Below are 25698 nucleotides of genomic sequence, written 5' to 3'. Positions count from 1 at the left end.
TTAAAACCCGCTTTTGGCGGGTTTTAATTTATCTAAACGCCGCGTGTCGCTTGAATTTCCAACCAGATCCCTTATATTGCCTATTCATTATTGAAGTAAATGAGGTTGTCATGGCGTTAATCGATTGCCCCGCATGTAAAAAACGAGTATCAGATAAAGCAACTCATTGTCCACACTGCGAATTTAAACTCTCTGGATTATCTAACGAAGAACGCGAACGGGAAATGCAACGGATGCTTGCCGCCAAGCGCGAAAAAATTGTTGGTCAATCGATGTTGGCGCTACTGATCGCCATTGCGGCGTTTACTTATTATTTTATTCAGCAACCATTACCAGAAACGTGGGCAGCAAAAATTTCCTACGGCCTCATGGTTGCTGGCCTCGTTTGGTTCGTCGCGAACCGCGTGCGCTTGGTTTTCATTAAAAGGAGTCGCTATTAATGCAGTTTGACGACTTAGTTTCATCGATTACGCCAGAAACATTCGAGCGTTTATTACAAGCCGTTGAGTTAGGTAAGTGGCCTGATGGCGCGAAATTATCTGAGCAACAGCGCGAACACTGTATACAGCTTGTGATGGCTTATCAGGCAAAATATTGTCCCTCTGATGAAGCTTTCCGTATTGGTGCTGATGGCCAGCTTGTAACACGTAGTAAACGTGATATGAAAGCTGAATTAAAAGGCGAAAATACCATTGCTAGCTTCTCTCTCAACAATCAAAACGAGGCATAAGCGTTTTTTATATGCATACCACTGATTACGAATTGTTATTAGAACAAGCTAAGGCTATTACGGCAGGCGAGCCAGACCTTATTGCGAATTTAAGTAATTTGTCCGCACTGGTTTATGAGACTCTTGAAAATGTAAATTGGGTTGGATTTTACTTAACTCGTGAAGCGGAAACCTTGGTGTTAGGCCCATTTCAAGGTAAAGTGGCCTGCTTGCGCATACCATTTGGACGTGGTGTTTGTGGCACAGCTGCAGCAACTCGCGAAACTCAGTTGGTCGTTGATGTGCATGATTTTGACGGTCATATCGCTTGCGATGCAGCGTCAAATTCAGAGGTGGTTGTGCCGCTGATCGTTGATGGCAACGTGGTGGGTGTATTTGATTTAGATAGCCCATCGGTAGGGCGCTTTAGTCAGGACGATGCCGATGGTTTAACAAAATTAGGCCGCTTTATTGAACAACTCAATTGGCGCTAATGCTTAAGTTGCATAGTGCTTCAGAAGACCGTTATGTATAGTGAGTTTGATATTTATGCCTATTTAGTCAGTTATAGTGACATGCACTTCTTCGAAGGTGAAGAAGAAGCGGCAGCCGATCAAATGAATGAGATGCTGCATTATATTGTTGATTATAGCGAAGCTGATGACAGCATAGACCAATTAGAAGAAGTTGTACGCCGCGTGCTGTTCGAGTGGATAGAAAACCCTGAGTTACTTGGGCTCGACAGTGAAGAAATGCAAGCGTATATCATGGAGCAACTAGCTGACGTACGTCAGCAGGAATTTGATGAAGATGACGACTGACGTTAAAAAGATTACCAATACCAAAGAAGTAATTGCCTATCTTGCCGAAAAATTTCCACAGTGTTTTTCACTCGAAGGTGATGCACAGCCACTAAAGATTGGTATTTTTGAAGATTTAGCCACCCGTTTAGAGAATGATGAGGCGGTGAGTAAAACACGGCTACGTACCGCTTTACGGCATTATACCAACAGTTGGCGTTATCTACGTAGCGTGAAAGTTGGCGCAAAACGCGTTGATCTCGATGGTGCTGAGGCTGGTATTATTGAAGAAGAGCATCAGCAACATGCTGAGCAAACTTTAGCGGAATCAAAAGCCGCAGCGGCAGAACGGGCAGCGGCAAAGCGCAAAGAGCAGGCTGCGAAAGCACCAAAAGCAACACCAGCCAATCAAGAAGCTCGTAAAGCGCGAGCGAAGCGGCCAGTGAAAAAAACGACCGCGGGTAAGCCTGCTGCGACCAAACCGAAAGCGGCTCCTAAACTTGATTTACAAGCTGTGACTGGGTCTGAGCTTAAGGTAGGTCAACAAGTTCAGGTGAAGGCGGGTAATTCGCCAGTGGCCGGACAGGTAACAGAAATTGACCGTGATGACATTTATGTGCAACTTCAAAACGGCCTGACGGTCAAAGTGAATGTAAACGCTGTATTTGTCACCAAATAGGAGTAGGGAAGTATGACTAAGCGTGTGAAGTTTAAGAGTGCTCTCGTTATATCGCTGACTGCCGCCATCTCAAGTGCTGCGTGGGCGATTCCACCTGCGCATTCACCTGATGAGTTACCGCAGTTGAAGCCACAAGAGCAACATCCGGTTGCTAGTGGTCGCGTTGCTCGCTTCTTTACACGTGATCACTTCAAGCAAATGGAACTTGATAATGCGTTATCTGAGCAAATTTTAGAGCGTTATCTTGAAATGCTGGATTACAGCAAAATGTTTCTTTTAGCCAACGATGTTGAACAGGCTCAGGAATATAAGCATTTATTTGATGACATGATTCTGACCGGCAAACTTAATGCGGCTTATTCGCTTTATGCGAAATCTCTCGATCGTCGTTTTGAGCGTTACACTTATGCGCTCTCTTTACTCGATGAAGAGCAACCATTCGATTTTACTGTTGCTGGTGATAAGTATCATTTTCAACGTGAAGATGCCGAATGGGCAACCTCAAGCGCTGAACTTGATGAATTGTGGCGCCAACGCGTGAAATACGATGCCTTGAATTTAACACTTGCTGGAAAAGAGTGGTCTGAAGTTGTTGAGACGCTGGGTAAACGATACAACAATGCCCTTAAGCGTCTGACACAGACTAACAGCGAAGATGTATTCCAAACCGTGATGAATGCTTTCGCACGCAGTGTTGAAGCACATACCAGTTATTTATCACCGAGCAACGCAGAACGATTTGAGCAAAATATGAACTTATCTCTAGAAGGGATAGGTGCCGTATTGCAAGCGGAATACGACTATACCGTTATTCGTAGCCTTGTTCCGGGCGGTCCAGCTGATAAAAGTGGCGAGCTCGCCGTTGACGATAAAATTGTTGGTGTCGCGCAAGGCGATGAAGACCATGTCGAGTTTGTTGATGTAATCGGCTGGCGTCTTGATGAAGTGGTTGAACTCATCAAAGGGCCCAAAGGTTCAACAGTTATCTTGCAAGTATTAAAAGCAAATCAAAGTGCTGGCAGCAAGCCAACCGAAATCGCGATTGTGCGTGACAAGGTGAAGTTGGAAGACCGAGCAGCCAAGCTTGAAATTGAATCACCTGAAGAGGGTAAGTACGCTGGTCGGAAAATGGGCGTTATTGAGATTCCCGGCTTCTATAACGGTCTGACTGAGAACGTCGAAAAGCTTATTGCGGAAGCAAAAGAGCAGGATGTAGAAGGTATCGTTATTGATTTACGTGGTAATGGTGGCGGCTCATTGGCCGAAGCGATTACGTTAACAGGCCTATTTATCGATAAAGGCCCTGTGGTTCAAATTCTTGATGGTCGCAAGCGTCGCGATATCAACGGCGACCGTGACGGCAAAACTTACTATGATGGCCCTCTGATGGTTATGGTTGATCGTTACAGTGCTTCGGCGTCGGAAATTTTTGCTGCAGCTCTGCAAGATTATCAGCGCGCTGTGATTATCGGTGAAAACACCTACGGTAAAGGTACGGTGCAGCATCACCGAGCATTACAAATGTATCCATTTGATAATTATGAAGAGCCATTGGGCAGCGTCCAATTCACCATAGCGAAGTTTTACCGCATTAACGGTGGCAGTACACAAATGCGTGGCGTTGAACCAGACTTGACCTTACCATCGATGATTGATGCCGAAGAGTTTGGGGAGAGTAGTCAAGAGAATGCGTTACCTTGGGATCAGCTTCCTGCCGCGCAGTATCAGCCGTTGAGTATACTGCCAACAACGAAGTTCGACCAATGGCAAACTAAGTTAAACGCGCAAGTTGAGAGCAACCCTGAATTCAAGTTTATTTTTCAGGATATTAAAGAGTACGAAGCTGAAAAAGACAAAACTTGGGTTAGCCTTGTATTAGACGAACGCAAAGCTGAGCAAGCAGAAGAAGAAGCGAAGAAACTTCAACGTGCAAATGCGCGATTACAACGCTTAGGTATGGATCCGGTGGAAAAAGTAGAAGATATTCCTAGTGATCTTGAAATTGATGACCCATATCTCGAAGAGACGGTGAGTTTAAGCTTTGCTTTAATTGATGCACATAAATTGGCAATGAATTAATTTATTGCTCATAGTAAGTGATTAAAAGCCGCTACACGCGGCTTTTTTATAAAAATAAAAACGATAATAAAATACGGACAACAACAGTCATGCACGAGTCTCCCTCTATCGCGAATCGCTGGTCGAGTCGCTTACTCTTTATTCTGGCGTCAACGGCAGCCGCTGTCGGTCTCGGTAATATTTGGAAGTTCCCTTATATTACTGGCGAGAACGGCGGTGGGGCATTTGTTTTAGTTTACCTGCTTTGTATTGCCGGTATTGGCTTGCCAATTATGATTGCCGAAATCGTGATTGGTCGGCGGGGACGCCATAGTCCTGGTTATGCCGCTCTGAAACTAGCGCTGGAATCAGGCCGAAGCCAAGCATGGCAAATCACGGGTTGGTTGGGAATGCTCACCGGCTTTTTAGTGCTGAGTTTCTACGCTGTTATTGCTGGCTGGGCACTTGCTTATGTCTTTAAGGCTGCTAGCGGCAGTTTTAGTGGCGCCAGTGTTCAAGAAATCAGTGATATTTTTGGTGGTTTAGTCAGTTCTTCTGCTGAGCTTACGGTATGGCATGCAGCAATTATTGTCGGTGTCGTTTTAGTGGTTGGTAATGGCATCAAAGACGGCCTAGAACGCGCTGTGTCGTGGATGCTGCCAGCCATGGTAATTCTGTTAATCGGTCTAGCGGGCTACGCGGCATATATTGGTGATTTTGGTGCAGCCATTGAGTTTATGTTCGCACCAGACTTCTCGGAGTTATCAATTAATGGCGTGATGTTAGCCCTGGGGCATGCTTTCTTCTCTCTAGGGCTCGCCTCAGGCGTGGTGATTATGTACGGCGCTTATTTGTCAAAGTCTACCTCAATTATTCAAACATCGTTTTGGGTGGCTCTTGCAGATACGTTTGTTGCACTGCTTGCCGGCTTAGCGATTTTCCCCATCGTTTTCGGTAGTCAATTAACACCTGAAGCTGGCCCTGGCCTTATTTTCCAAACGCTTCCAGTAGCATTTAGCCAAATGCCAGGCGGTACCGCATTAGGAACCGTATTTTTCATTATGCTGGTTATAGCAGCGTTTACATCTGCCATTGCAATGATTGAATCAGCGGTTGCATTCTTAGAAGAGCGTTTTAATTTAGGTCGCTGGACTGCAACAATGGGCGCTGGCTTCACTTTATGGTTACTTGGCCAAATTACTATCTATAGTTTCAGTGGTGCTGACTGGACACAACTTAGTTGGCAAGTTGGTGAGAAGGAGCTGAAGAGCTGGTTTGATGTCATTGATTACGCAACGTCAAATATTTTGCTTCCTTTAGGTGGTCTATTGCTTGCAATTTTTGCTGGGTGGGTGATGAAGACAACATTCAGCCAAGACGAGCTCGATACACAGCCACTCGCATTTAAAGTTTGGCACTTCATCGTGCGCTATTTGGCGCCGATAGCAATTATTCTGATTTTTCTACAACTGATCGGTATCATTCAGTTTTAATTTCCGGGCTTAGAGAATATTTATGCAAAATACAACAAAGGTGGGGCTGCGTACTCCAACCATAATACAAGCAGCATTGCCGCTGTTAGCGTTGATTGTCATGTTGGCGCTCTCAGTTTACTTCTATGGTGAAGATTCTTCTTACGGCCCAAATCAGATAGCGCTGTGGGTTGCTGCAGGTGTGGCGCTCGCCATTGGCTTCTACAACAAAGTCAGTTGGGAACAAATCGAAGATGGCATTAAAGAGGGCATTTCGGTTGCTCTCGGTGCGTTATTGATTATTTTAGCGGTAGGCTCGTTGATTGGTACATGGTTATTAGCTGGTACCGTGCCGAGCATGATCTATTTCGGTTTGGAGTTGCTGAACCCGAGTTGGTTCTATGCAGCAACAGCTTTGATCTGTGCCATCATTTCACTTGCCATTGGTAGTTCATGGACAACAGCCGCTACCATCGGTGTGGCGCTAATGGGCGTCGCTGCAGGGATGGATTTGTCGCCAGCTATTACAGCTGGAGCTGTTGTCTCAGGCGCTTATTTTGGTGACAAAATGTCGCCGCTTAGCGATACCACAAATTTAGCTCCAGCTGTAGCTGGCACTGAATTGTTTGCGCATATTCGCTATATGGCATACACCGCAGGTCCGGCATTTATTATTACCCTAATTATCTTTGTGTTATTGGGCTTCAATGCCGATAGTTCGGTTAGTTTGCTTGAACTTGAAAGAATGCAATTGGAACTCAGTAACACCTTCAATATTGGCTGGGTAATGTTGGTACCACTGTTGGTACTTCTTTACTTAGCCGCAACGAGAAAGCCTGCACTACCAACCGTGTTTTTCGGTGCTTTACTTGGCGGTGTTTGGGCATTGATATTCCAACCAGAAATGGTCAATAAACTAGCTGGCGATGACACCTCAATTGTAGGCGCTGTCAAAGTAGTATGGACTGCACTTAGCGACGGCGTGACCATTGAGACCGGTTCAGCTGATCTTGACGACTTGCTGAGCGGAGGCGGTATGTCGAGTATGTTGAATACCGTTTGGTTGATTCTGAGTGCCATGACCTTTGGCGCAATCATGGAAAAACTTGGGTTATTGCAGCGCCTAATTTCTGGCATGCTTGGCTATGTAAAATCGCTCGGTAGTCTCATTGCGGCCACGTTATTCACCTGTTTTGGTGCTAATGTATTAACCGCCGATCAATATATGGCGATTGTGTTGCCAGGACGCATGTACCGAGAAGAATTTGAACGCCGTGGACTCGACCCACGCGTGTTATCGCGTACGCTTGAAGATAGCGCAACATTAACCTCAGCGTTAATCCCATGGAATACTTGTGGTGCGTTTATGATGGGTGCTCTGGGTGTTAGTCCTTGGATTTATGCACCGTTCGCATTTTTTAACTGGATAACACCGCTAATGGCATTGTTCTATGCTTATACTGGCATTAGAATTTTGCGTTTGCCAGCAGCAAAAACCGCCGCCTAAATTAACCGCATCATAGGTAGTTATGACAGCATCAACAGCAAAATTCCGGAGTGATTATCGCGCTCCGGAGTTTCTTATTCAGCGTATCGATTTAACCTTTCAACTTGATGAACAGCGCACCATTGTTACCAGCCGTATGTTGGTGGAGCCACAGCAACACGGTAAAGCCTTGCGCCTTCATGGTGAACATTTAACCCTACAGCAAGTTGAAATCAACGGCGAAGTACTCTCACCAGAAACTTATCACGTAACTGATAAGCATCTTGAAATTACCCAAGTGCCAGCCACGCCATTTGAGTTAATCATCATCAACGCCATAAATCCGTCAGCCAATACGGCACTCGAAGGCTTATATAAGTCGGGTGGGGCATTTTGCACACAATGTGAAGCAGAAGGTTTTCGTCGCATTACCTATTATTTAGATCGACCTGATGTGCTGGCCGAATTTACTACCACAATTATTGCTGACAAACAGCGTTACCCGTATTTATTGAGTAACGGCAATAACATCAAACAAGGTGATAACAACGATGGTACGCATTGGGTAACTTGGCACGACCCGCATCCAAAGCCTGCTTATTTGTTTGCTTTGGTTGCCGGTGATTTTGACGTTCTTACTGATAAATTCACCACCTGCAATGGGCGTAACGTGCGGCTTGAGTTGTTTGTTGATAAAGGCAATCTTAAGCAAGCTGAATTTGCAATGACCTCGCTGAAAAACTCAATGCGCTGGGACGAAGAGCGTTTTGGCCTTGAGTACGATCTCGATATTTACATGATTGTTGCGGTTGATTTCTTCAACATGGGCGCAATGGAAAACAAAGGCCTTAACGTTTTTAATTCGCGCTACGTGCTTGCCGACGCAAACACCGCAACCGATCAAGACTTTTTGAATGTCGAATCGGTTATCGGGCACGAATACTTCCACAATTGGACTGGCAACCGCATTACCTGCCGAGATTGGTTCCAGTTGAGTTTGAAAGAAGGCTTAACGGTATTTCGTGATCAAGAATTTAGTTCTGACTTAGGCTCGCGCGCTGTGAATCGCATCGATGCAATTCGCATTATGCGCACCCATCAGTTCAACGAAGATGCCAGCCCAATGGCGCATCCCATTCGCCCTGACAAAGTGGTGGAAATGAATAATTTCTATACCGTCACTGTCTATAACAAAGGTGCTGAAGTGATTCGAATGCTGCACACTTTGTTGGGTGAACATGGCTTTCAAGCAGGCATGAAGCGCTACGTTGAACGTCATGATGGGCAAGCTGTTACCTGTGACGACTTCGTGGCAGCAATGGCTGATGCGAATAACTTCAACTTAGACGTATTCAAGCGCTGGTATAACCAAGCTGGAACCCCAACGGTAGCTGTGACGCAGCATTATGATGAACAGACAGAAAGGTTAACACTGAAGTTCTCGCAATCGACGCCGCCAACGCCGGGACAAAAAACCAAGTTACCAGTGCATATTCCGGTATTAATGAGTGCTTATTCGCAGTCTGGTAAACGCTTGAAATTAGCCAACACAAAGCTGCGTGACCACGAATCCGGTAGTTCGTTGTTCGAATTGACGTCTGAATACCAAACGCTTGAAATTCATGACATTCCTGAGCGACCAGTCGTTGCTCTGATGGAAAATTTTAGTGCGCCAGTGAAACTTGAATCTGAGCAAGTTTTTGCCGATAGTCTTGTGTTATTGGCCCACGCAGAACAAGACGTGACGAGGTGGGAATCAGCGCAACATATTTATGTGAAGTTAATTCGCGATGCCGTTGAGCAAAAACAACCTTTGTTGTTGCCAGACGCAGTAGCTGAAGCTTTTAAACAGTTCGCTCAAGCGGATATTGACTCAGCTCTTAAAGCACTGGTGTTCACACCGCCAACCGTTGAGGAAATGGCTGAGTATTATCCTACGGAAATACCGCTTGATGCTATTTTTGGTGCAGTTGAAGAGTTGCGCCAACAGCTTGCAGCCAAATTGTTTGGCGTATTTGCAAAGGTTTGGGATACACGGGTGGTTACGGATTATAAACTTACAGGCGATGACATTGCTAACCGTAGTTGGCTCCACACTTCTCTGTACTATCTAGCTTTGCAGCATCCCGAACAATACAGCTCAGTTGTAGCTGATTATTTTAAGCAAGCGGACAATATGACGGCTCAACAGAGTACGTTACAAATAGCTGTGCATTTGAAACTCGCTTGTAAACAAGAATTACTCGATGCATTTGAGCAGCAGTGGCTGGATACGCCGCTGGTTTTAGATAAATGGTTTGCAATTCAAGCGAGCACTCCGGATGCATCGGTTGTTGAAACAGTCGATGCGTTGCAACACCATGCAAAATTCGATCGTAATAATCCGAACCGTCAATATGCATTGTTTGCTACTTTTGGTCGCAATATGACACAGTTCCACCGAAATGATGGGGCAGGGTATAAAATGACCAGCGAAATGATTCAATATTTGAACGACAAAAACCCACAGGTTGCAGCACGATTAGTGACGCCACTTACACAATGGCGCCGATTTGATAGCCAGCGCCAAAAATTATTGAAAGCCGAGCTCGAGCAGCTGCAAAGAATCCCGAACTTAGCAGCGGATTTAGAAGAAAAAATTAGTCAAAGTTTGAGCTCGAATTAAGCCAATTTTGCGTGCTTTTGTAATAATCATGCAAAGCATCGTCATAATCATGTTCAGACCCCGAATTTCGTGGTCTGAACACTGATTTTTTCATGACAATAAGCATTGAATAACCAACCTAAATGTCCGACAATGATAGCAATTATTTCGTTGGGTGATAGTTATGCCAAGTAACTGTTGCCGCTTCGTTATATCTATCACGTAAAAAGGACACCATCATGAATGCGTTTGGCGAAGGCCAGATCCCCGTTGTACTGCAGAAGGTGGCTGATCTCATTCAGCAGCGAGCCACCAGTCGAGCCGATTTGATCTCCGATTTTGCGATGAGGTTATTCCGCAATATCTCACCGGATGATCTCTCGCTGCGCAACGACAGCGACATGTATGGTGCGGTGATGGGGCTATGGCATAGCTTCAATGACTATATTCCTGGCGAAAAAGCCCTCATCAAAATTTACAATCCTGAAGTGGCGCGGCATGGCTGGGAGTCTGCCCACACCATTATCGAGATTATTCAATCTGACAGTCCATTTATGGTGGATTCGATTCGTATGGCGCTGTCGCGTCTAGGAATTACCTCACACCTATTATTGCATTTACCAATTAGTCACAAACGCGATGCCGATAACAACATTGTTGAGTTGTTGAAAGCTGGCACCCGTAATGATGACAACGAAGTAGACACAGTATTTTTGATTGAGGTTGACCGTCAAACCAGTAAAGAAGCCATTACCACGTTGAAGAAAGAATTGGCGTCAGTGATGGATGAAATTAATTTGTCGGTTTCTGATTGGTTACCAATGCGCGAGCGCCTTAGCGAAATCGCTGAGAGCCTAAGTGATATTAAATATCCAGGCGATCAGCAACAACTCAAAGAAGCGCAACGCTTTCTCGCTTGGCTAGCGCAAGATAACTTCACATTAATGGGTTATCGTCGTTACGATTTGAAACCGGTTGAAGGTGATTACGTTATTCGTCAAAACGTTGAATCAAGTCTTGGTTTAATGCGCAAAAGCGCTACTAACAAAGACCGTTTAGTATCATCGCTACCAGAAGTTGCGCGTGATATGACGTTTGACGAAAACATCTTGTTGCTTACGAAAACCAATACCAAGTCACGTGTTCATCGTCCAGCATACTGTGACTACATTGGTGTAAAACGCTTTGATAAGAACGGTAAAGTGATTGGTGAAGATCGTTTTATTGGTTTGTACTCAAGTAGCTTTTACAACAATAGTGCCCGCGACGTGCCGATGGTAGGTGACAAAATCCGCCGCGTGATGGAAGCTTCAGGCTTTGCACCAAATTCGCACGCAGCAAAAGCATTGTTAAATATTTTAGAAACGTATCCGCGCGACGAAATTGTTCAAGCACCAGAAGACGATTTGCTTGAAGTAGGACTCGGCGTATTGCAAATGCAAGAGCGCGATATGACTCGCGTGTTCGTTCGCCGTGATATCTTCGGCCGATTTGCCTCATGCATGGTCTACGTGCCGAAAGAGCGTTACAACACGTTATTACGTCAAAAAACGCAGCAAATTCTTGCTCGTACTTTAGCGAGCGAGAACGAAGTTGATTTTACTACTTATTTTTCAGAATCATCGCTGGCTAGAACGCACTACACCGTTCGCCTTGGCGCACACGTACAGGACATTGACGTGAAAGAACTTGAACAGAATCTTATTGAAGCGGCACGTACTTGGGAAGATAACTTCGAGCGCATATTAAGTAGCACATTTGGTGAAGCAAAAGCGAATGCATTAAACAAGAAATATGCGAATGCTTTCCCTCGTGCGTACAAAGAAGAAGTGTTGCCGTCAGTTGCCATTGCCGATATTGCACAAGTAGAAGCGCTGGATGACGATCATAAGTTGGGCATGCTGTTTTACCGTTCACGTGAAGAGAACGAAACCAGCAAAAAGATTCGTTTAAAGTTATTCCATAAAGACGAGCCAATTCACTTGTCTGATGTGCTACCAATGTTAGAAAACTTTGGTTTACGCATTATCGGTGAAAGCCCATATCAAATTAAAACCTCGGATGGCGGTGTATTCTGGATTCTCGATTTCCAAATGCTTCACAGCAACGCGAAATTAGACCTAGAAGCAAGCCGAGACGTTTTCCAGAATGCCTTTGCGCAAGTTTGGGATGGTCACTACGAAGATGATGGATTTAACCGTTTAGTCTTGAGTGCAGGTTTGACCGGGCGCCAAGTTGTGATTTTACGTATGTTTGCAAAGTACATGCGTCAAATTGGCACAACCTTCAGTCAATCGTATATTGAAAGCACTTTCAGCAAGTATCCGTTGATTGCGAAGCTGATTGTTAAATTGTTCTACTCGAAGTTTGATCCGAAAGAGAAGAGCCGCAGCAAGAAAATTGAGGCGTTAGAAGCGCGTATTAGCTCTGAGTTAGAGAACGTCGCGAATTTGGATGATGACCGTATCATTCGCCGTTACGTTGAGTTGATTTTGGCTGCTCTGCGTACCAACTTCTTCCAAGCTGACGCTGAAGGGCAAGAAAAACCTTACATTTCCGTTAAATTTATGCCTGAAATGATTCCGGAAATGCCGTTACCGCTGCCGAAATACGAGATTTTCGTCTATTCACCGCGTGTTGAAGGTGTCCACTTACGCGGTGGTAAAGTTGCCCGTGGTGGATTGCGTTGGTCTGATCGCCGCGAAGACTTCCGTACCGAAGTGTTGGGCTTGGTAAAAGCGCAGCAAGTGAAGAACACGGTGATTGTGCCAGTTGGCGCGAAAGGTGGTTTTTTCTGTAAACATTTGCCGGAAGAACGTGACGCTTTCTTTGAAGAAGGCAAAGCATGTTATCGCACATTTATTCGCGCATTGCTTGATATTACCGACAACATAGTCAACGGCGAGGTTGTACCGCCGAAAGATGTTGTGCGTCATGACGAAGACGATACTTACTTGGTTGTTGCTGCCGATAAAGGTACCGCAACGTTCTCAGATATCGCTAACGGTATTTCAGCTGAATACAACTTTTGGTTAGGCGATGCATTTGCTTCTGGTGGCTCGGTTGGTTACGACCATAAGAAGATGGGTATCACGGCACGTGGTGCGTGGGAATCGGTTAAACGTCATTTCCGTGAAATTGGTATTGATTGTCAAACCACTGATTTTACAGCGGTGGGCGTTGGTGACATGGCCGGTGACGTATTTGGTAACGGCATGCTGTTATCAAAGCATACGCGTCTTATTGGTGCATTTAATCACATGCACATTTTTGTCGACCCAAATCCGAATGCAGAGAAAACCTACGCTGAGCGTGAGCGGATGTTCAATCTACCGCGCTCTTCATGGGAAGATTTCGATAAATCGTTAATTTCTGAAGGTGGCGGTATTTTCTCTCGTAGCGCGAAAGCAATTGAGCTTTCTCCGGAGATGAAGAAACTGTTTAATACTCAGAAAAAATCATTTACCCCGAATGAGCTAATCAAAGCGTTACTCACGCTGAACGTCGATTTGTTATGGAACGGTGGTATCGGAACCTACGTTAAATCAGTCAAAGAAAGTGACAGCGACGTGGGCGACCGTGCCAACGATGCCTTGCGCGTGAATGGTAAAGAATTGCGCGCCAAAATTGTGGGTGAGGGCGGTAACTTAGGTTTCACCCAGTTAGGTCGTATTGAGTACGCTCGCAATGGCGGTCGTATCAACACCGATGCGATTGACAACGTGGGCGGTGTTGACTGCTCAGATAACGAAGTAAATATCAAAATTTTGCTGAACGGTTTAGTTGCGAACGGTGATTTAACGCGTAAACAACGTGATCAGTTGTTATATGACATGACTGATGAAGTGTCACAGATCGTGATTAAAGATTGTTTCCGTCAGTCACAATCAATTTCTGTTACCGCCATTCGCGGTTCCGATCAGATTAAAGAGCTACAACGCTTTATTCATCACCTCGAACGTGAAGGGCAATTGAACCGTGCTCTAGAATTCTTGCCAGATGACGATGAACTCGCAGAGCGTCAAGCGCAGGGTAAAGGCTTCACGCGTCCGGAACTTGCTGTGATTACTGCCTATGGCAAAATGGTTCTGAAGGAACAGTTGCTCGACGATGCGATCATGTCGGATCCTTTCCATGCTCGCTCGCTTATCAATGCGTTCCCGAAACCATTGCAAGAAAAGTACGCTGAAGCCATGGAAAACCACCCGTTGCGCGCGCAAATTATCGCAACACGCTTAGCCAACAATATTGTGAATGACATGGGTCCTAACTTTGTCTATCGCAAAGTGGATGCAACCGGTTCTACTGAAGCTGAAGTGGCTTCTGCCTATGTTGTGGCACGTGAGTGTTTCGATTTGCGCGGATTAATGGAACAAATCGAGGCGGGTAACAACAAGATTCCAGCCGATGTTCAAAACAATATGTTGTTCCAATTACGTCGCGTTGTTCGTCGTGCTACCCGCTGGTTCTTGCGTCATCGCAACCCGAACCTTGCGACAATTCAAGAACATTTGGACTTCTACAAAGCAAGTTTTGATGACTTGCGTAAGAATGTGCTGAATTACTTGGTTGACGATGAACGCGCACAAATCGAGAAACAAATCGATAAGCTGCAAGCGCAAGGGGTTCCAGCGAAATTAGCGCATAATATCGGTACCTTGAGCACCTTGTTCTCAGCGTTGGATATTGCTGATATCACGAATGAAACCGGACGAAAAGTCAGTACCGTAGCTCAAGCATATTTCAAACTCGGTTCACGTGTATCACTGCACTGGTTCTTAGATCAAATTAACAGCCAACCAGTTGATAACCATTGGCAAGCACTGGCTCGCGCAGCATTCCGTGAAGAGTTGGATTGGCAACAACGCTCATTAACGATGAGTATGTTGAAAGCCGCAGACGCCAAGAAAGATGCCGATGAGATTGTTGAATCTTGGTTGTCGGACAACAAAGTGTTTGTGGACCGTTGGTTAGTGATGCTTTCCGATTTCCGCACAACGAAGACACACGAGTTTGCCAAGTTCTCTGTTGCATTGCGTGAATTGATGTTGTTGAACCACAATTGCACCTCGGTTAGCGCATAATATGTACGAATTGATGCGTAAGTGGCTGTTCAGCAAAGATGCTGAACAGTCACATGATCTCACCTTAGGCATGCTGAAACGCTTTGCACACACGCCATTTTCTTTGGCGTGGCGTCAGCGCGTCAATCCCAAGCCGGTCACCGTGATGGGAATTAACTTTCCAAATCCAGTCGGTTTAGCAGCTGGCTTAGATAAAAATGCCGAATGCATTGATGCATTTGCGCAAATGGGATTTGGTTTTATTGAAGTTGGTACCGTGACGCCGAGACCTCAGCCTGGGAATCCAAAGCCGCGCTTATTTCGAATTATTGAAAAAGAAGCGATCATCAATCGCATGGGCTTTAATAATCTCGGCGTTGATCACTTGGTGGAACAAGTGCAATTAGCGCGATACAACGGTGTGCTAGGTATTAACATCGGTAAGAATAAAGATACGCCAGAAGCTGAAGCGGTACAGGACTACCTACACTGCATGCGCAAGGTTTATGCGCTGGCAAGCTATATCACAGTCAACATTTCGTCGCCGAATACGCCGGGATTGCGAGAATTTCAGCACGGTAGCGCTTTACATGATTTGCTTGCAGCTTTAAAGAACGAGCAAAGCCAGCTTGCACAGCAACACGAGAAATATGTTCCTATTGCGGTGAAAATTGCACCGGATCTAACCGATGACGGTATTCGCGCTATCACTGATGCGCTTGTTCAACACGAAATTGATGCCGTGATTGCGACGAATACAACATTAAGCCGTGATGCCGTTGTTGGATTACCGCACGCTGATGAGGCAGGTGGGTTGAGCGGTCGCGTTCTTTTTGACGCAAGCACACATGTCGTCAGGGTCATTGCGGAGCACGCTCACGGTAAACTACCAATTATTGCAGTGGGTGGTATTGATAGTGCTCAAGCCGCGCAGGAAAAGCTGCAAGCGGGTGCAAGCTTAGTACAAATTTATACCGGTTTTATTTACCATGGTCCGCGCTTGATTCGCGATGTTGTGAATGCCTTGTAAATAACACCATATTTCGATATTTTATTTGTTATCTGAGAACGTAATAAAAAAGGAAATAGGGTGCACGCAACTTCGCAATGGCGATGGGTCTACGATCCTGACCAGCAACAATTGCAGATAGAGCTTGAACAAGGGCTGATTCATATCGCCCCTTATAAAGCGTCGCGATTGGTGCCGCTGCACGCTATGAATGCTGCATTTTCGATGGAAGATGCAGCGACCTTTCAAAGTTTCTATGATGCACTTGAGGCCTCACAGCGTTTATCGCCTAATGTGATGTTAGAGGCGGCTCTTAATCACACCATTTACCAACGCTTTGGGCGCCCGCAAATGCCCCAAAGCTGGTATTTTCAAACGGCTGAAACTCCACTTGATCATGAACCTGAAATTGGTTTGTTAGTACGCTTAAACTCAGGCCTAGCCGATGTTTTATGTATCGTCTGCTCAATTGAAGGTGAGTTTGTTGAATGCATGGTATTGGCTGAGTTGTTTCCGTTATCGGATATTAAATCGTTACGACAATTTGACGTTATTAAAGTGATGCCAAATCGTCTTCAACCTGCATTTAGTCAATCTAAATCGACCTCCGAAACACGGCGACAAGCCTAATTAGCCATGTGGTATCGCTGCTTAATTGCTGGAATTTGCTGTATGACCAGTACCGCTGTAAAAGCTGAATCAATCACACTTCGAATACTAGCTACCAGTGACGTTCATGGCCATTTCACTGGCTTTAACTACTTTTCTCAGCGGCCTGAAATAAACGGTCTTGTACACACGGCAACATTAATTGAGCAAGAAAGAGCTTCTGCTGACATTAGTCTGTTGATTGAGAATGGTGATTTAATTCAAGGTTCACCATTTACTGATTACATGGTCGCCGCGGCCTCAAGTCAGAACCCGCTACCATTAGCTAACTTACTGAATAGCATTGGATATGATGCCGTTAACCTCGGTAACCACGAATTCAATTATGGTCTCGAATATTTATCTCAAGCTTATGCGGGCGTTTCAGCCCCCATTTTAAGTGCTAATTTGCATGCAACTTCATCATTCGCAAAACAACATTTAACACATAAACCATATGTGATTATTCGGAAGGAAGTGGCCAATACTGCGGCATCGACTACCGTGATTAATATTGGCTTGGTCGGTGTCCTGCCGCCACAAATCATGCAATGGGACGCCCATCATCTAACTAACCATGTTCGTGTCGAACCAATGTATGATGCGGCTCAACGAGCCGTTAAAGCCGTTCGCGATGCCGGTGCTGATATTGTTATTCTTGTTGCTCATACAGGTATGCCAAAGCAAAGCAGTGACGGCAAAGATAGTGAGCAGGGCGTTTGGGAACTAGCGCAATTAGCTGGTATCGATGGCATAATTTTCGGTCATCAACATGAGGTGTTTCCAGGAACCGAAGTCTACGATGGCCTAGACCAAGTCGATAGTAAACAAGGCACTGTGTTTGGCATTCCAGCAGTACAACCAGGTGTGCATGCTGAACACCTGGGTATTCTCGATTTTACCCTCAATTATTCCAAAGAACGTCAAGGTTGGGTGGTTTTATCGAAAGCAGCCAGAGTTGAACGCGTCACTGCTGCGCGTAATGAAGCACTCGTCGATCAACTTGAACCCGCACATCAAGCAACGGTGGCGTTTATGCAGCAACCGATTGGCCATACCCAAACAACGTTAAGCCAACAATTCGCCCGTATAGAACCTACGCTAGCGATGCAACTTATTCACGATGCACAACTTTGGTATATAGAACGCTATGCACTAGCCAATGCATTGCCGTGGACAGAATTACCGCGATTAAGTGCCGTGGCACCATTTCACGCCGCACTATCTGCATCTGACGACTTTACATCAATCGAAGGCGGGGCAGTGACGCTTGGTGATATCGGTGATTTATACCGATATCCAAACACGTTAGACGTTCTCGTCGTGACCGGTAAGACGCTGAAAGTTTGGCTGGAGGACGCCGCATCAGCGCTACAGTTAGGTTCCGCCGATGATCGGTGGAGCTGGATAAAAACAGATATTCCATCGTACCAATTCGACACATTTAGCGGTATCGATTACCAAATTAACCCAAGCCAACCGATAGGCCAACGTGTTGAAACCTCACCCGAGATTAACGATGAGCAGAAATACGCGGTGGTGACGAATAATTATCGTGCTAATGGCGGCGGTGATATTGCGGATTTAGATGGTAGCCAGATTATTTATAGTAGCCCTGATCAAATACAGCATATTTTGATTGAGTATTTGCGATTTTTGGGAGACAAGGGATATCCAGCTACTCTCCGCCAAAACTGGAAGATCGATAAGAACTGAGAGCGTTGTTCGTTATTCGTTATTGGTTATTCGAAGTAAAACAGAAGGGGATTTTAGGTTTGTTTTTGGTTTTTACGAATAACTAATAACGACTAACGATTAACGGTTCTTAGGTATTCAGGAAATTGGTTGCGGGGGCAGGATTTGAACCTACGACCTTCGGGTTATGAGCCCGACGAGCTACCAGACTGCTCCACCCCGCGTCCGATGCTGCGCATGTTATAGCTTGCTCTAGGCAAACGCAAGCACTCATTGAACCGTTCGCTTATTAAATAGACGATTCGCGTTCAACCGCCCAATAAAGCAACAATTCACGCAATACACAGGGCAGTGAGTTCGCTATAATAGCGCCATGTTACATAACTTAGACGCATCCATGACCACACAGTCAACTTCATATCGTTTATTCGCAACTTGCGCCAAAGGTCTTGAACCTCTTTTATTTGATGAATTAACCCAACTTGGCGTTGCTGAAGTACGGCAAACCGCCGGCGGCTGTTGGTTTCAAGGCGAGCTAGCCGATGCTTACCATGTTTGCCTCTGGACTCGCCTTGCGAACCGAGTGCTATTAACACTTGGTGAAACCTTTATAAAATCGGCGAAAGATATCCCCGTCGCGGTTGCGCAGACCGAGTGGGAAAACATATTTAGAGCGGATCAAACCTTTATTATTGATTTTAGTGGTCGTAACCATGAAATCCGTCACACGCAATTCGGCGCACAGTTAATAAAAGACGGTATTGTCGACCGATTTCGTGAGCAGGGCTTACCGCGACCAAATGTATCGAAAGAGTTTCCCGATATTCGCATCAATGCCCACATTCAAAAAGAAAAATTAACGTGGTATCTCGATTTAGCCGGTGAGAGCCTGCACAAACGCGGGTATCGCCAACAGCAGGGTGCGGCACCATTACGAGAAACGCTTGCGGCAGCTGTTGTTTTGCGCAGCGGTATGACAAATAAAACCAACGTCGTGTTAGATCCGTTTTGCGGTTCTGGAACATTACTGCTTGAAGCGGCGATGATTCGACTCGATCGCGCACCAGGTTTGACACGCACTGAATGGGGATTTCAGCAGTGGGCTGAGCATGACGAGACAGTCTGGCAACAGATTCGTTCAGATGCGCAGCAGCGCTTCGAATCGGCATTAGATCAAACTGATGCTCGGTTTATTGGTTATGACAATGACGCAAAAATGTTGGCTATAGCGGAACAAAACGCAATTAGACTGGGCATAGCTGATTTATGCGAATGGCAGCGTATGAATGCGGAGCAATTGACAACACCACCGATAGAGCAATCTGAAAGTAGTACCGAAACACCTTTACTTATCTGTAACCCACCATATGGTGAACGTTTAGGTGAAGAGATTGAAACATTGCTGTTATACCGTCGTTTTGGTGCGCAACTGCGTGAGCACTTTCATGGTTGGCAGGTTGGGGTGCTAGCTGGCGATGATACACTTCTCAAGCGCATGAAGTTGCGTAGTCACCGTAAATATAAGCTATTTAATGGGGCAATCGAGACCACTTTAGCGCTTTATGACTTAACCCAAGAACAACCAGAATTTACTCAAACGCAATCTAGCGATCTCGCTAATCGACTTAAAAAGAACTGGCATAAATTTGAAAAATGGGCGGCAAAAGAAGGAGTTAACGCTTGGCGATTATATGACGCCGACTTGCCTGAGTACAATGCCGCTGTTGACGTTTACGATGATTGCTTGGTGATTCAAGAATATGCAGCACCAAAAGACATCCCTGAGGGGGTGGCGAAGGACCGTTTATGGTTTTTGATTGATACGTTGGCGCAGGAATTGCCTTTTTCAGCAGAAAATATGACCTTAAAGGTTCGTCAGAAACAATCTGGCAAACAGCAATATCAAAAACAAGAGCCTCGCGGGTTGGTGCGTATTGTCCATGAATACAATGCACAGTTTGAGGTGAATTTAAGTGACTACCTTGACACCGGCTTATTCCTCGATCATCGCTGGGCTCGACGAGAACTCGGTAAAATCAGTGAAAACAAGTCTGTTTTGAATCTATTTGCGTACACTTGTTCAGCGTCGGTTCACGCCGCACTTGGCGGCGCAAAAGAAGCAGTTTCTGTTGATTTATCAAGAACATACTTAGCTTGGGGCCAACGTAATTTTACCCTTAACAAGCTATATGGTCGACAATACCAATTCATTCAAGCTGATTGCATGCAATGGTTACGCGAACAACGTCCACAGCAGCGTTATGATGTGATTTTCTTAGATCCGCCAACGTTCTCGAATTCGAAGCGGATGGAAGATGTATTGGATGTACAGCGTGATCACGTGATGTTACTGAAGTTAGCGGCTCGGTTATTGAAAGATAATGGCGTGATTCTATTTTCGAATAACAAACGTCGCTTCAAATTAGACGAAGAGCTTTTAGCCGAGGCCTATTTAGTTGCTGACGATTTAACACAGCGATCTATTTCACCGGATTTTGCACGTCACAAGGGTATTCATCACTTGTTCAAGGTACGTCAAAGTGACTGATTTTTATTTATTAACGAAACCGAATTGTCCACTCTGTGATGAAGCGCTAAAGCTATTACATCAGGCACAGCCAGAGGAACCAATTCGGTTGCACATCGTTGATATCAGTGAGCAACACGATCTACAACAAGAGTATGCTTGGCTAATTCCGGTATTAATTCGTGCGCACGATGACGCCGAGTTACGCTGGCCGTTTCAGCAACCCCTAGAGGATTTTTTAAATACATGAATTTAGTTCGTTTACATCAAGCACAACTCGCATTTGGTAACGATCCCATTCTTGATCATGCAGACCTAGTTATCGAATCGGGTGAGCGCGTATGTATTGTCGGTCGTAATGGGGCTGGCAAATCAACATTATTAAAGGTAATTGCCGGCGAGGTATTGCTTGATGATGGCGAAGTTCAGGTTGTTGGCGATACGGTTGTTGCTCGATTGCCACAAGATCCGCCTGCAAATTCCTCACAATCGGTCTATGACTATGTGGCAGAGGGTTTGGCGGATATTGGTGCAACACTTCAACAATACCATCACGCTTTACTTGAACTAAATGACCGGCCTGATAGTGATACTATTTTGCAACGTATGGCCACGTTGCAAACTGCAATTGAAGCGGCGGACGGCTGGCAATTACAATCACGCATTGAAAGCATCTTAAGCCAACTTGAGCTTCCCGAAGATGCCACCATGGATTCGTTATCTGGTGGTTGGTTGCGACGCGTTGCACTGGCACGTGCGTTGGTTGTAAACCCCGATTTATTGTTACTGGATGAACCAACTAACCACTTAGACGTTGAAATGGTGACCTGGCTTGAGTCTATGGTGAGAGAGTTTCGTGGGGCTGTGCTATTCATCAGTCACGATCGTGCGTTTATTCGTAATCTCGCCACACGTATTATCGATCTCGATCGCGGCAATTTGACCAGCTTTCCAGGGAATTACGATAAATACCTTACAGCAAAACAAGAACTGCTTGAGATTGAAGCGAATCAAAACGCTGAATTCGATAAAAAATTAGCGCAAGAAGAGGCATGGATACGTGAGGGCGTAAAAGCTCGCCGTACTCGCAATGAAGGACGGGTTAGAGCGCTTCAAGCCTTACGTAAAGAACGTCAAGCGCGACGCGAGCAACAAGGTTCTGCCAAGCTTGCCGTACAAGAAGCGAATCGTTCTGGTAAGTTGGTGTTTGAAGGCGAAAACTTGCAACTTAGTTTTGGCGACAAAACTATTCTCAAAGACTTCAATTTGACCTTGCAACGTGGCGATAAGCTGGCATTGGTGGGGCCGAACGGCTGTGGCAAGAGTACATTAATTCGCGTGCTGTTAGGTCAACAAGAGGTAGACTCTGGCATCGTTAAACGCGGCACGAACCTTGAGGTCGCTTACTTTGATCAGCATCGGGCGCAGTTAAATCCTGAATTAACCGTTGCCGAAAACATTGGTGATGGCAAGCAAGATGTTACATATAACGGCAAAACACGGCATATCTTAAGCTACTTACAAGACTTTTTATTTTCCCCGAAACAAGCTCGCACGCCGGTTAAGGCGTTGTCAGGCGGTGAGAGAAATCGTGCATTATTAGCTCGGCTATTCCTTCAGCCTAGTAATTTTTTAATCCTCGACGAACCAACTAACGATTTAGATATTGATACGTTGGAGTTATTGGAACAAATTGTAGCGGATTATCAAGGTACCGTGATTCTTGTTAGTCACGACCGTGAATTTGTAGATAATACGGCAACTAGCGTATTGTTGTTCGAAGGTCACGGAGCCATTACCGAAATATTTGGTGGCTTTACTGAAATTAATCACTATCTCAATGAAAAGCAGGGAACTAAAGCGCTTGAAGCTCGGTCAGACAAGCCAGAATCAAAGCCTCGGGGTTCTTCTGAGCCAAAGAAAAAGTTATCCTACAAGTTGCAGCGCGAATTAGATATGCTTCCGGAACGTATAGCAGCACTTGAGCAAGAGCAAGAACAATTAGAACAACAAACGAACGACCCAGATTTTTATAATCAGCCACATACCGTTACAGCTCCTGTTTTAGAGCGCTTAGGGGCGTTAGAAAATGAGCTGATGGAAGCTTTAGAGCGCTGGGATGAATTAGAGAATTTACAACAAGAGAGCAGTTAAGCCATCTATGAAACAGTTTAAAACCCGTCTATTAGTCGCAACCGTTGCAGCCTCACTAAGTGGCGTTGCTGCGGCACAGAACTATACAGTACAACCAATTGTAACGCCGGAATCAGTTCAAAATACCTACGGTGTCGCGCTGAATGACCAAGGCTTGGCAGCTTTACACATGCGTCTACCTCTGGCTGCCGATATTAATTTCGATTTGATAAGTGATTCGCTATTGGTAGAAGCTGGTATCCCACCTGAATTTGATCCAGCCACCGATGAACTCACTTACCAACAATATATTGCATTGGTTCGACGTCTTGAGGACCGAGTCAATGGCTCGCTGACTACCTTACGCTTGGCAGTTAACTTTGCCGGCGACTATGACGGTCAAACTGTTGCTTTACCAGCCTTATTAAACAGTGCTGGAAACGGTGCATCTAGCCAGCTGAACTCGGCTGATCATCAATTTCTTGGGCTAAATCAAAATAACATTCGCGTTGGTATCGCAAGCGCACCATATACGCGTTTTGACCATACTTTCCAACCCGAAGCACAAGAGGGCGGTGATACGCCTGAGCCAGTAACTATCAATTACGCCACGCGCGAATTTACCAGCCGAGCGTTGTGGTACGACGGCACAAATCAGCAATTACTTGCACCGGCTGAACAATCTATCTTAGGTGGTGAGTCAGGTCTGTTTGATATCAATGAAAATAACGTAGCCGTTGGTTTTCAAAGCGTCGCAGTGACACCGCAAGCGCAAACGCGCATTGATACCTGTACTGAATCAACTTCAGAGCCATCGTCGTCTACCACACTTTATACTTGTGTATGGGGCGCTTGGCACACATATCAGGGCGGTACAGCTAGCAACTTAAGTTCATTTAATGGTTCGCAGTTGGCCACCAATGGTTCAATTTATGATATGCATGCAACCGTTTGGCAGTTAGATGCGCAAGGCGCAGTCATTAGCGAGACCACGTATGCTCCATTGATGGAACGCCTAGAGGCTGATGACTTTCATTGGTCTACTTACGCCTATGCCGTTAACAATAATGATATCGCCGTTGGTCAAAGTTGGACTTACTATGGTGAGGAGCCTGTAGTTGGCGGCCGTATTAAAATGCCAGCCATTTTTATCAATGGCGAAACTCGCGCAGTGACCACAAGTGAAGAATATTTATGGGGCGCGGCCACCGATATTAACGATAACGATATCGCAATTGGCTATGTGCTGCAGAATATTCAAGGATCACGTCGTGCGGTTCCGTTCAGTTATTCAGTTCAAGATGACACATTTACGACCCTGCCAACTCTGTTCACTGGCTCGGCGACTTATCCAAAAGCAATCAACAACCAAGGAATTATTGTCGGTAGCGCCGAAATCGATACACAGATTGATTCAGCGCGTCGTCGAGTAGGTTATTACTTTGATTTGAACAATCCGGAACAAGGTTTGGTCAATCTAAACGAAGCGATTGGTTGCGACTCTGAATACTTCATTGTGTCTGCCGAGTCGATTAATGAGCAAAACCAAATTTTGGTTACCGCTACAGCAGAACGTGAGTACACCGATGAAAATGGTGATGTTCAAACTGAGCAGGTTGCCGAGTCGCTCATTCTGAACCCTGAAAGTGGTGAGTTTACGGGCTGTACAAGCGACGAAGATAAAGTTGTACGCCAAGGTGCAGCGACCACGCCGTGGAGTATCGCTTGTATGTTATTGATTGGTGGTCTTATTACACTTAGACGCAAATTTATAAGCTAACTAAACAAGTTATTCTAAGTAGCCAATAATTAATAAACGGCGTATTTTCATCGACTTAAAAAGTCGTTTCGAAATACGCCGTTTTTTTCATTTGAACTCCCGTCCAGAATTGCTATCTATTAAACAAGAGCGTCATAAAAAATTAAGAATTCTCTTTGAGAAAATTGTTCGGCGCTCTTTTTCAAAATTAAACGAACAAAAACTGGACGAGGAAGTGCATTATGAAACGACAAAAACGCGATCGCCTAGAACGTGCGCATGCACAGGGGTTTAAAGCCGGAGTATCTGGTCGTTCAAAAGAACTATGTCCCTACCAGAATCAAGATATACGGTCACAGTGGTTAGGCGGTTGGCGAGATGCCATGGAAGCGCGAGGCGGTGGTTTATTCCGCTAACAACCCGCAATATAAAAATTATAAAAAAAGCCCGCAGCGCGGGCTTTTTAACGTCTAAAGCTAATTAGAATGTTGAGGTGTCAGTAAACAACCCAACCTTCAGATCTTTCGCGGTGTAGATGGTTTTGCCATCAACTTCAACGCGGCCATCCGCAATACCCATATACAATGAGCGTTTTAATACGCGCTTCATGTCAATGAAATAACTGACTTTTTTCGCTGTAGGAAGAATTTGACCAGTGAATTTAACTTCACCGACACCAAGTGCACGACCACGACCTGGTCCACCGAGGCAAGCGAGGAAGAAACCAGTAAGCTGCCACATGGCATCGAGACCTAAACAGCCAGGCATCACTGGGTCACCAATAAAATGGCAATCGAAGAACCACAAATCAGGTGTGATATCCAACTCCGCGTGAATAAAACCCTTGCCATAAGCGCCGCCGTCTTCAGTGATTTCGACCACGCGATCCATCATTAGCATGTTAGGAGCGGGGAGTTGGCTATTGCCTGGACCAAACATTTCGCCCCGACCGCATGCGAGTAGTTCTTCACGAGTAAAGCTAGATTGTTTCATAAATACCTTGTTGAGTGTTGCGT

General features: G+C 45.4%; 19 protein-coding genes and 1 tRNA gene. 18 read left to right on the top strand and 2 right to left on the bottom strand.

Annotation, left to right across the window (positions count from 1 at the left end):
- The first annotated feature begins 110 nt into the window (after nucleotides 1-110).
- The 13 genes from D3795_RS03045 (at nucleotide 111) to D3795_RS02985 (ending at nucleotide 18284) form a co-directional block, all read left to right on the top strand.
- Complete coding sequence (locus tag D3795_RS03045) at nucleotides 111-440, top strand: zinc ribbon domain-containing protein (protein ID WP_156266132.1); 330 nt, start codon at nucleotides 111-113, stop codon at nucleotides 438-440.
- A complete protein-coding gene (locus D3795_RS03040) occupies nucleotides 440-730 on the top strand; it encodes a YeaC family protein (RefSeq protein ID WP_156266130.1) in 291 nt (96 codons plus the stop codon). Before D3795_RS03045 ends, D3795_RS03040 begins: the two co-directional genes overlap by 1 nt.
- Before the next feature lie 11 nt (nucleotides 731-741).
- Nucleotides 742-1203 (top strand): GAF domain-containing protein, encoded by a 462-nt coding sequence (locus D3795_RS03035; protein ID WP_156266128.1) that lies wholly within the window; start codon nucleotides 742-744, stop codon nucleotides 1201-1203.
- Between the two features lie 33 nt (nucleotides 1204-1236).
- Nucleotides 1237-1530: a hypothetical protein gene (locus D3795_RS03030; RefSeq protein ID WP_156266126.1), complete on the top strand. Its 294-nt coding sequence runs from the start codon at nucleotides 1237-1239 to the stop codon at nucleotides 1528-1530.
- On the top strand, nucleotides 1520-2188 hold the full coding sequence (gene proQ, locus D3795_RS03025) for an RNA chaperone ProQ (RefSeq protein WP_156266124.1): 669 nt from the start codon (nucleotides 1520-1522) through the stop codon (nucleotides 2186-2188). The genes D3795_RS03030 and proQ overlap by 11 nt, the downstream gene beginning before the upstream one ends.
- A 12-nt stretch (nucleotides 2189-2200) precedes the next feature.
- A complete protein-coding gene (gene prc, locus D3795_RS03020; protein WP_156266122.1) occupies nucleotides 2201-4267 on the top strand; it encodes a carboxy terminal-processing peptidase in 2067 nt (688 codons plus the stop codon).
- An 89-nt stretch (nucleotides 4268-4356) separates the two neighbouring features.
- Nucleotides 4357-5739, top strand: a complete 1383-nt coding sequence (locus D3795_RS03015) for a sodium-dependent transporter (RefSeq protein ID WP_156266120.1) — start codon at nucleotides 4357-4359, stop codon at nucleotides 5737-5739.
- A 22-nt stretch (nucleotides 5740-5761) separates the two neighbouring features.
- Nucleotides 5762-7225: a Na+/H+ antiporter NhaC gene (gene nhaC / locus D3795_RS03010; RefSeq protein WP_156266118.1), complete on the top strand. Its 1464-nt coding sequence runs from the start codon at nucleotides 5762-5764 to the stop codon at nucleotides 7223-7225.
- 22 nt (nucleotides 7226-7247) lie between these two features.
- Nucleotides 7248-9869, top strand: coding sequence for an aminopeptidase N (gene pepN, locus D3795_RS03005; protein WP_156266116.1), 2622 nt, complete (start codon nucleotides 7248-7250; stop codon nucleotides 9867-9869).
- A 218-nt stretch (nucleotides 9870-10087) separates the two neighbouring features.
- The gene (locus D3795_RS03000) at nucleotides 10088-14932 is read left to right on the top strand and encodes an NAD-glutamate dehydrogenase (protein WP_156266114.1); all 4845 of its coding nucleotides are present in this window, start codon (nucleotides 10088-10090) and stop codon (nucleotides 14930-14932) included.
- A gap of 1 nt (nucleotide 14933) precedes the next feature.
- On the top strand, nucleotides 14934-15941 hold the full coding sequence (gene pyrD, locus D3795_RS02995) for a quinone-dependent dihydroorotate dehydrogenase (protein ID WP_156266112.1): 1008 nt from the start codon (nucleotides 14934-14936) through the stop codon (nucleotides 15939-15941).
- A 60-nt stretch (nucleotides 15942-16001) separates the two neighbouring features.
- The gene (locus tag D3795_RS02990) at nucleotides 16002-16550 is read left to right on the top strand and encodes a cell division protein ZapC domain-containing protein (protein WP_156266110.1); all 549 of its coding nucleotides are present in this window, start codon (nucleotides 16002-16004) and stop codon (nucleotides 16548-16550) included.
- A 42-nt stretch (nucleotides 16551-16592) separates the two neighbouring features.
- Nucleotides 16593-18284: a 5'-nucleotidase C-terminal domain-containing protein gene (locus tag D3795_RS02985; protein ID WP_173020976.1), complete on the top strand. Its 1692-nt coding sequence runs from the start codon at nucleotides 16593-16595 to the stop codon at nucleotides 18282-18284.
- 126 nt (nucleotides 18285-18410) lie between these two features.
- Here the strand turns inward: D3795_RS02985 and D3795_RS02980 are convergent.
- Nucleotides 18411-18487 (bottom strand) — tRNA-Met (locus D3795_RS02980).
- A 173-nt stretch (nucleotides 18488-18660) separates the two neighbouring features.
- On the opposite strand from D3795_RS02980, the gene rlmKL reads away from it, so the two are divergent.
- From rlmKL to rmf, 5 genes are all read left to right on the top strand, one after another.
- On the top strand, nucleotides 18661-20811 hold the full coding sequence (gene rlmKL, locus D3795_RS02975; RefSeq protein ID WP_156266106.1) for a bifunctional 23S rRNA (guanine(2069)-N(7))-methyltransferase RlmK/23S rRNA (guanine(2445)-N(2))-methyltransferase RlmL: 2151 nt from the start codon (nucleotides 18661-18663) through the stop codon (nucleotides 20809-20811).
- On the top strand, nucleotides 20804-21040 hold the full coding sequence (locus D3795_RS02970) for a glutaredoxin family protein (RefSeq protein WP_156266104.1): 237 nt from the start codon (nucleotides 20804-20806) through the stop codon (nucleotides 21038-21040). Before rlmKL ends, D3795_RS02970 begins: the two co-directional genes overlap by 8 nt.
- Nucleotides 21037-22944: an ATP-binding cassette ATPase Uup gene (uup, locus tag D3795_RS02965; protein ID WP_156266102.1), complete on the top strand. Its 1908-nt coding sequence runs from the start codon at nucleotides 21037-21039 to the stop codon at nucleotides 22942-22944. Before D3795_RS02970 ends, uup begins: the two co-directional genes overlap by 4 nt.
- Nucleotides 22945-22951: 7 nt before the next feature.
- Nucleotides 22952-24703: a DUF3466 family protein gene (locus D3795_RS02960; protein WP_156266100.1), complete on the top strand. Its 1752-nt coding sequence runs from the start codon at nucleotides 22952-22954 to the stop codon at nucleotides 24701-24703.
- Between the two features lie 221 nt (nucleotides 24704-24924).
- Nucleotides 24925-25098: a ribosome modulation factor gene (gene rmf, locus D3795_RS02955; protein ID WP_126758826.1), complete on the top strand. Its 174-nt coding sequence runs from the start codon at nucleotides 24925-24927 to the stop codon at nucleotides 25096-25098.
- Nucleotides 25099-25162: 64 nt separating this feature from the next.
- Here rmf and fabA read toward each other — a convergent pair whose 3' ends face one another.
- Nucleotides 25163-25675, bottom strand: a complete 513-nt coding sequence (gene fabA, locus D3795_RS02950; RefSeq protein WP_156266098.1) for a 3-hydroxyacyl-[acyl-carrier-protein] dehydratase FabA — start codon at nucleotides 25673-25675, stop codon at nucleotides 25163-25165.
- Nucleotides 25676-25698: the final 23 nt, after the last annotated feature.

The organism is Pseudidiomarina andamanensis, assembly GCF_009734345.1.
Lineage (GTDB): Bacteria > Pseudomonadota > Gammaproteobacteria > Enterobacterales > Alteromonadaceae > Pseudidiomarina > Pseudidiomarina andamanensis.
The sequence above is the reverse complement of the archived record's forward strand: the minus strand, read 5'-3'. Positions and strand labels throughout refer to the sequence as shown.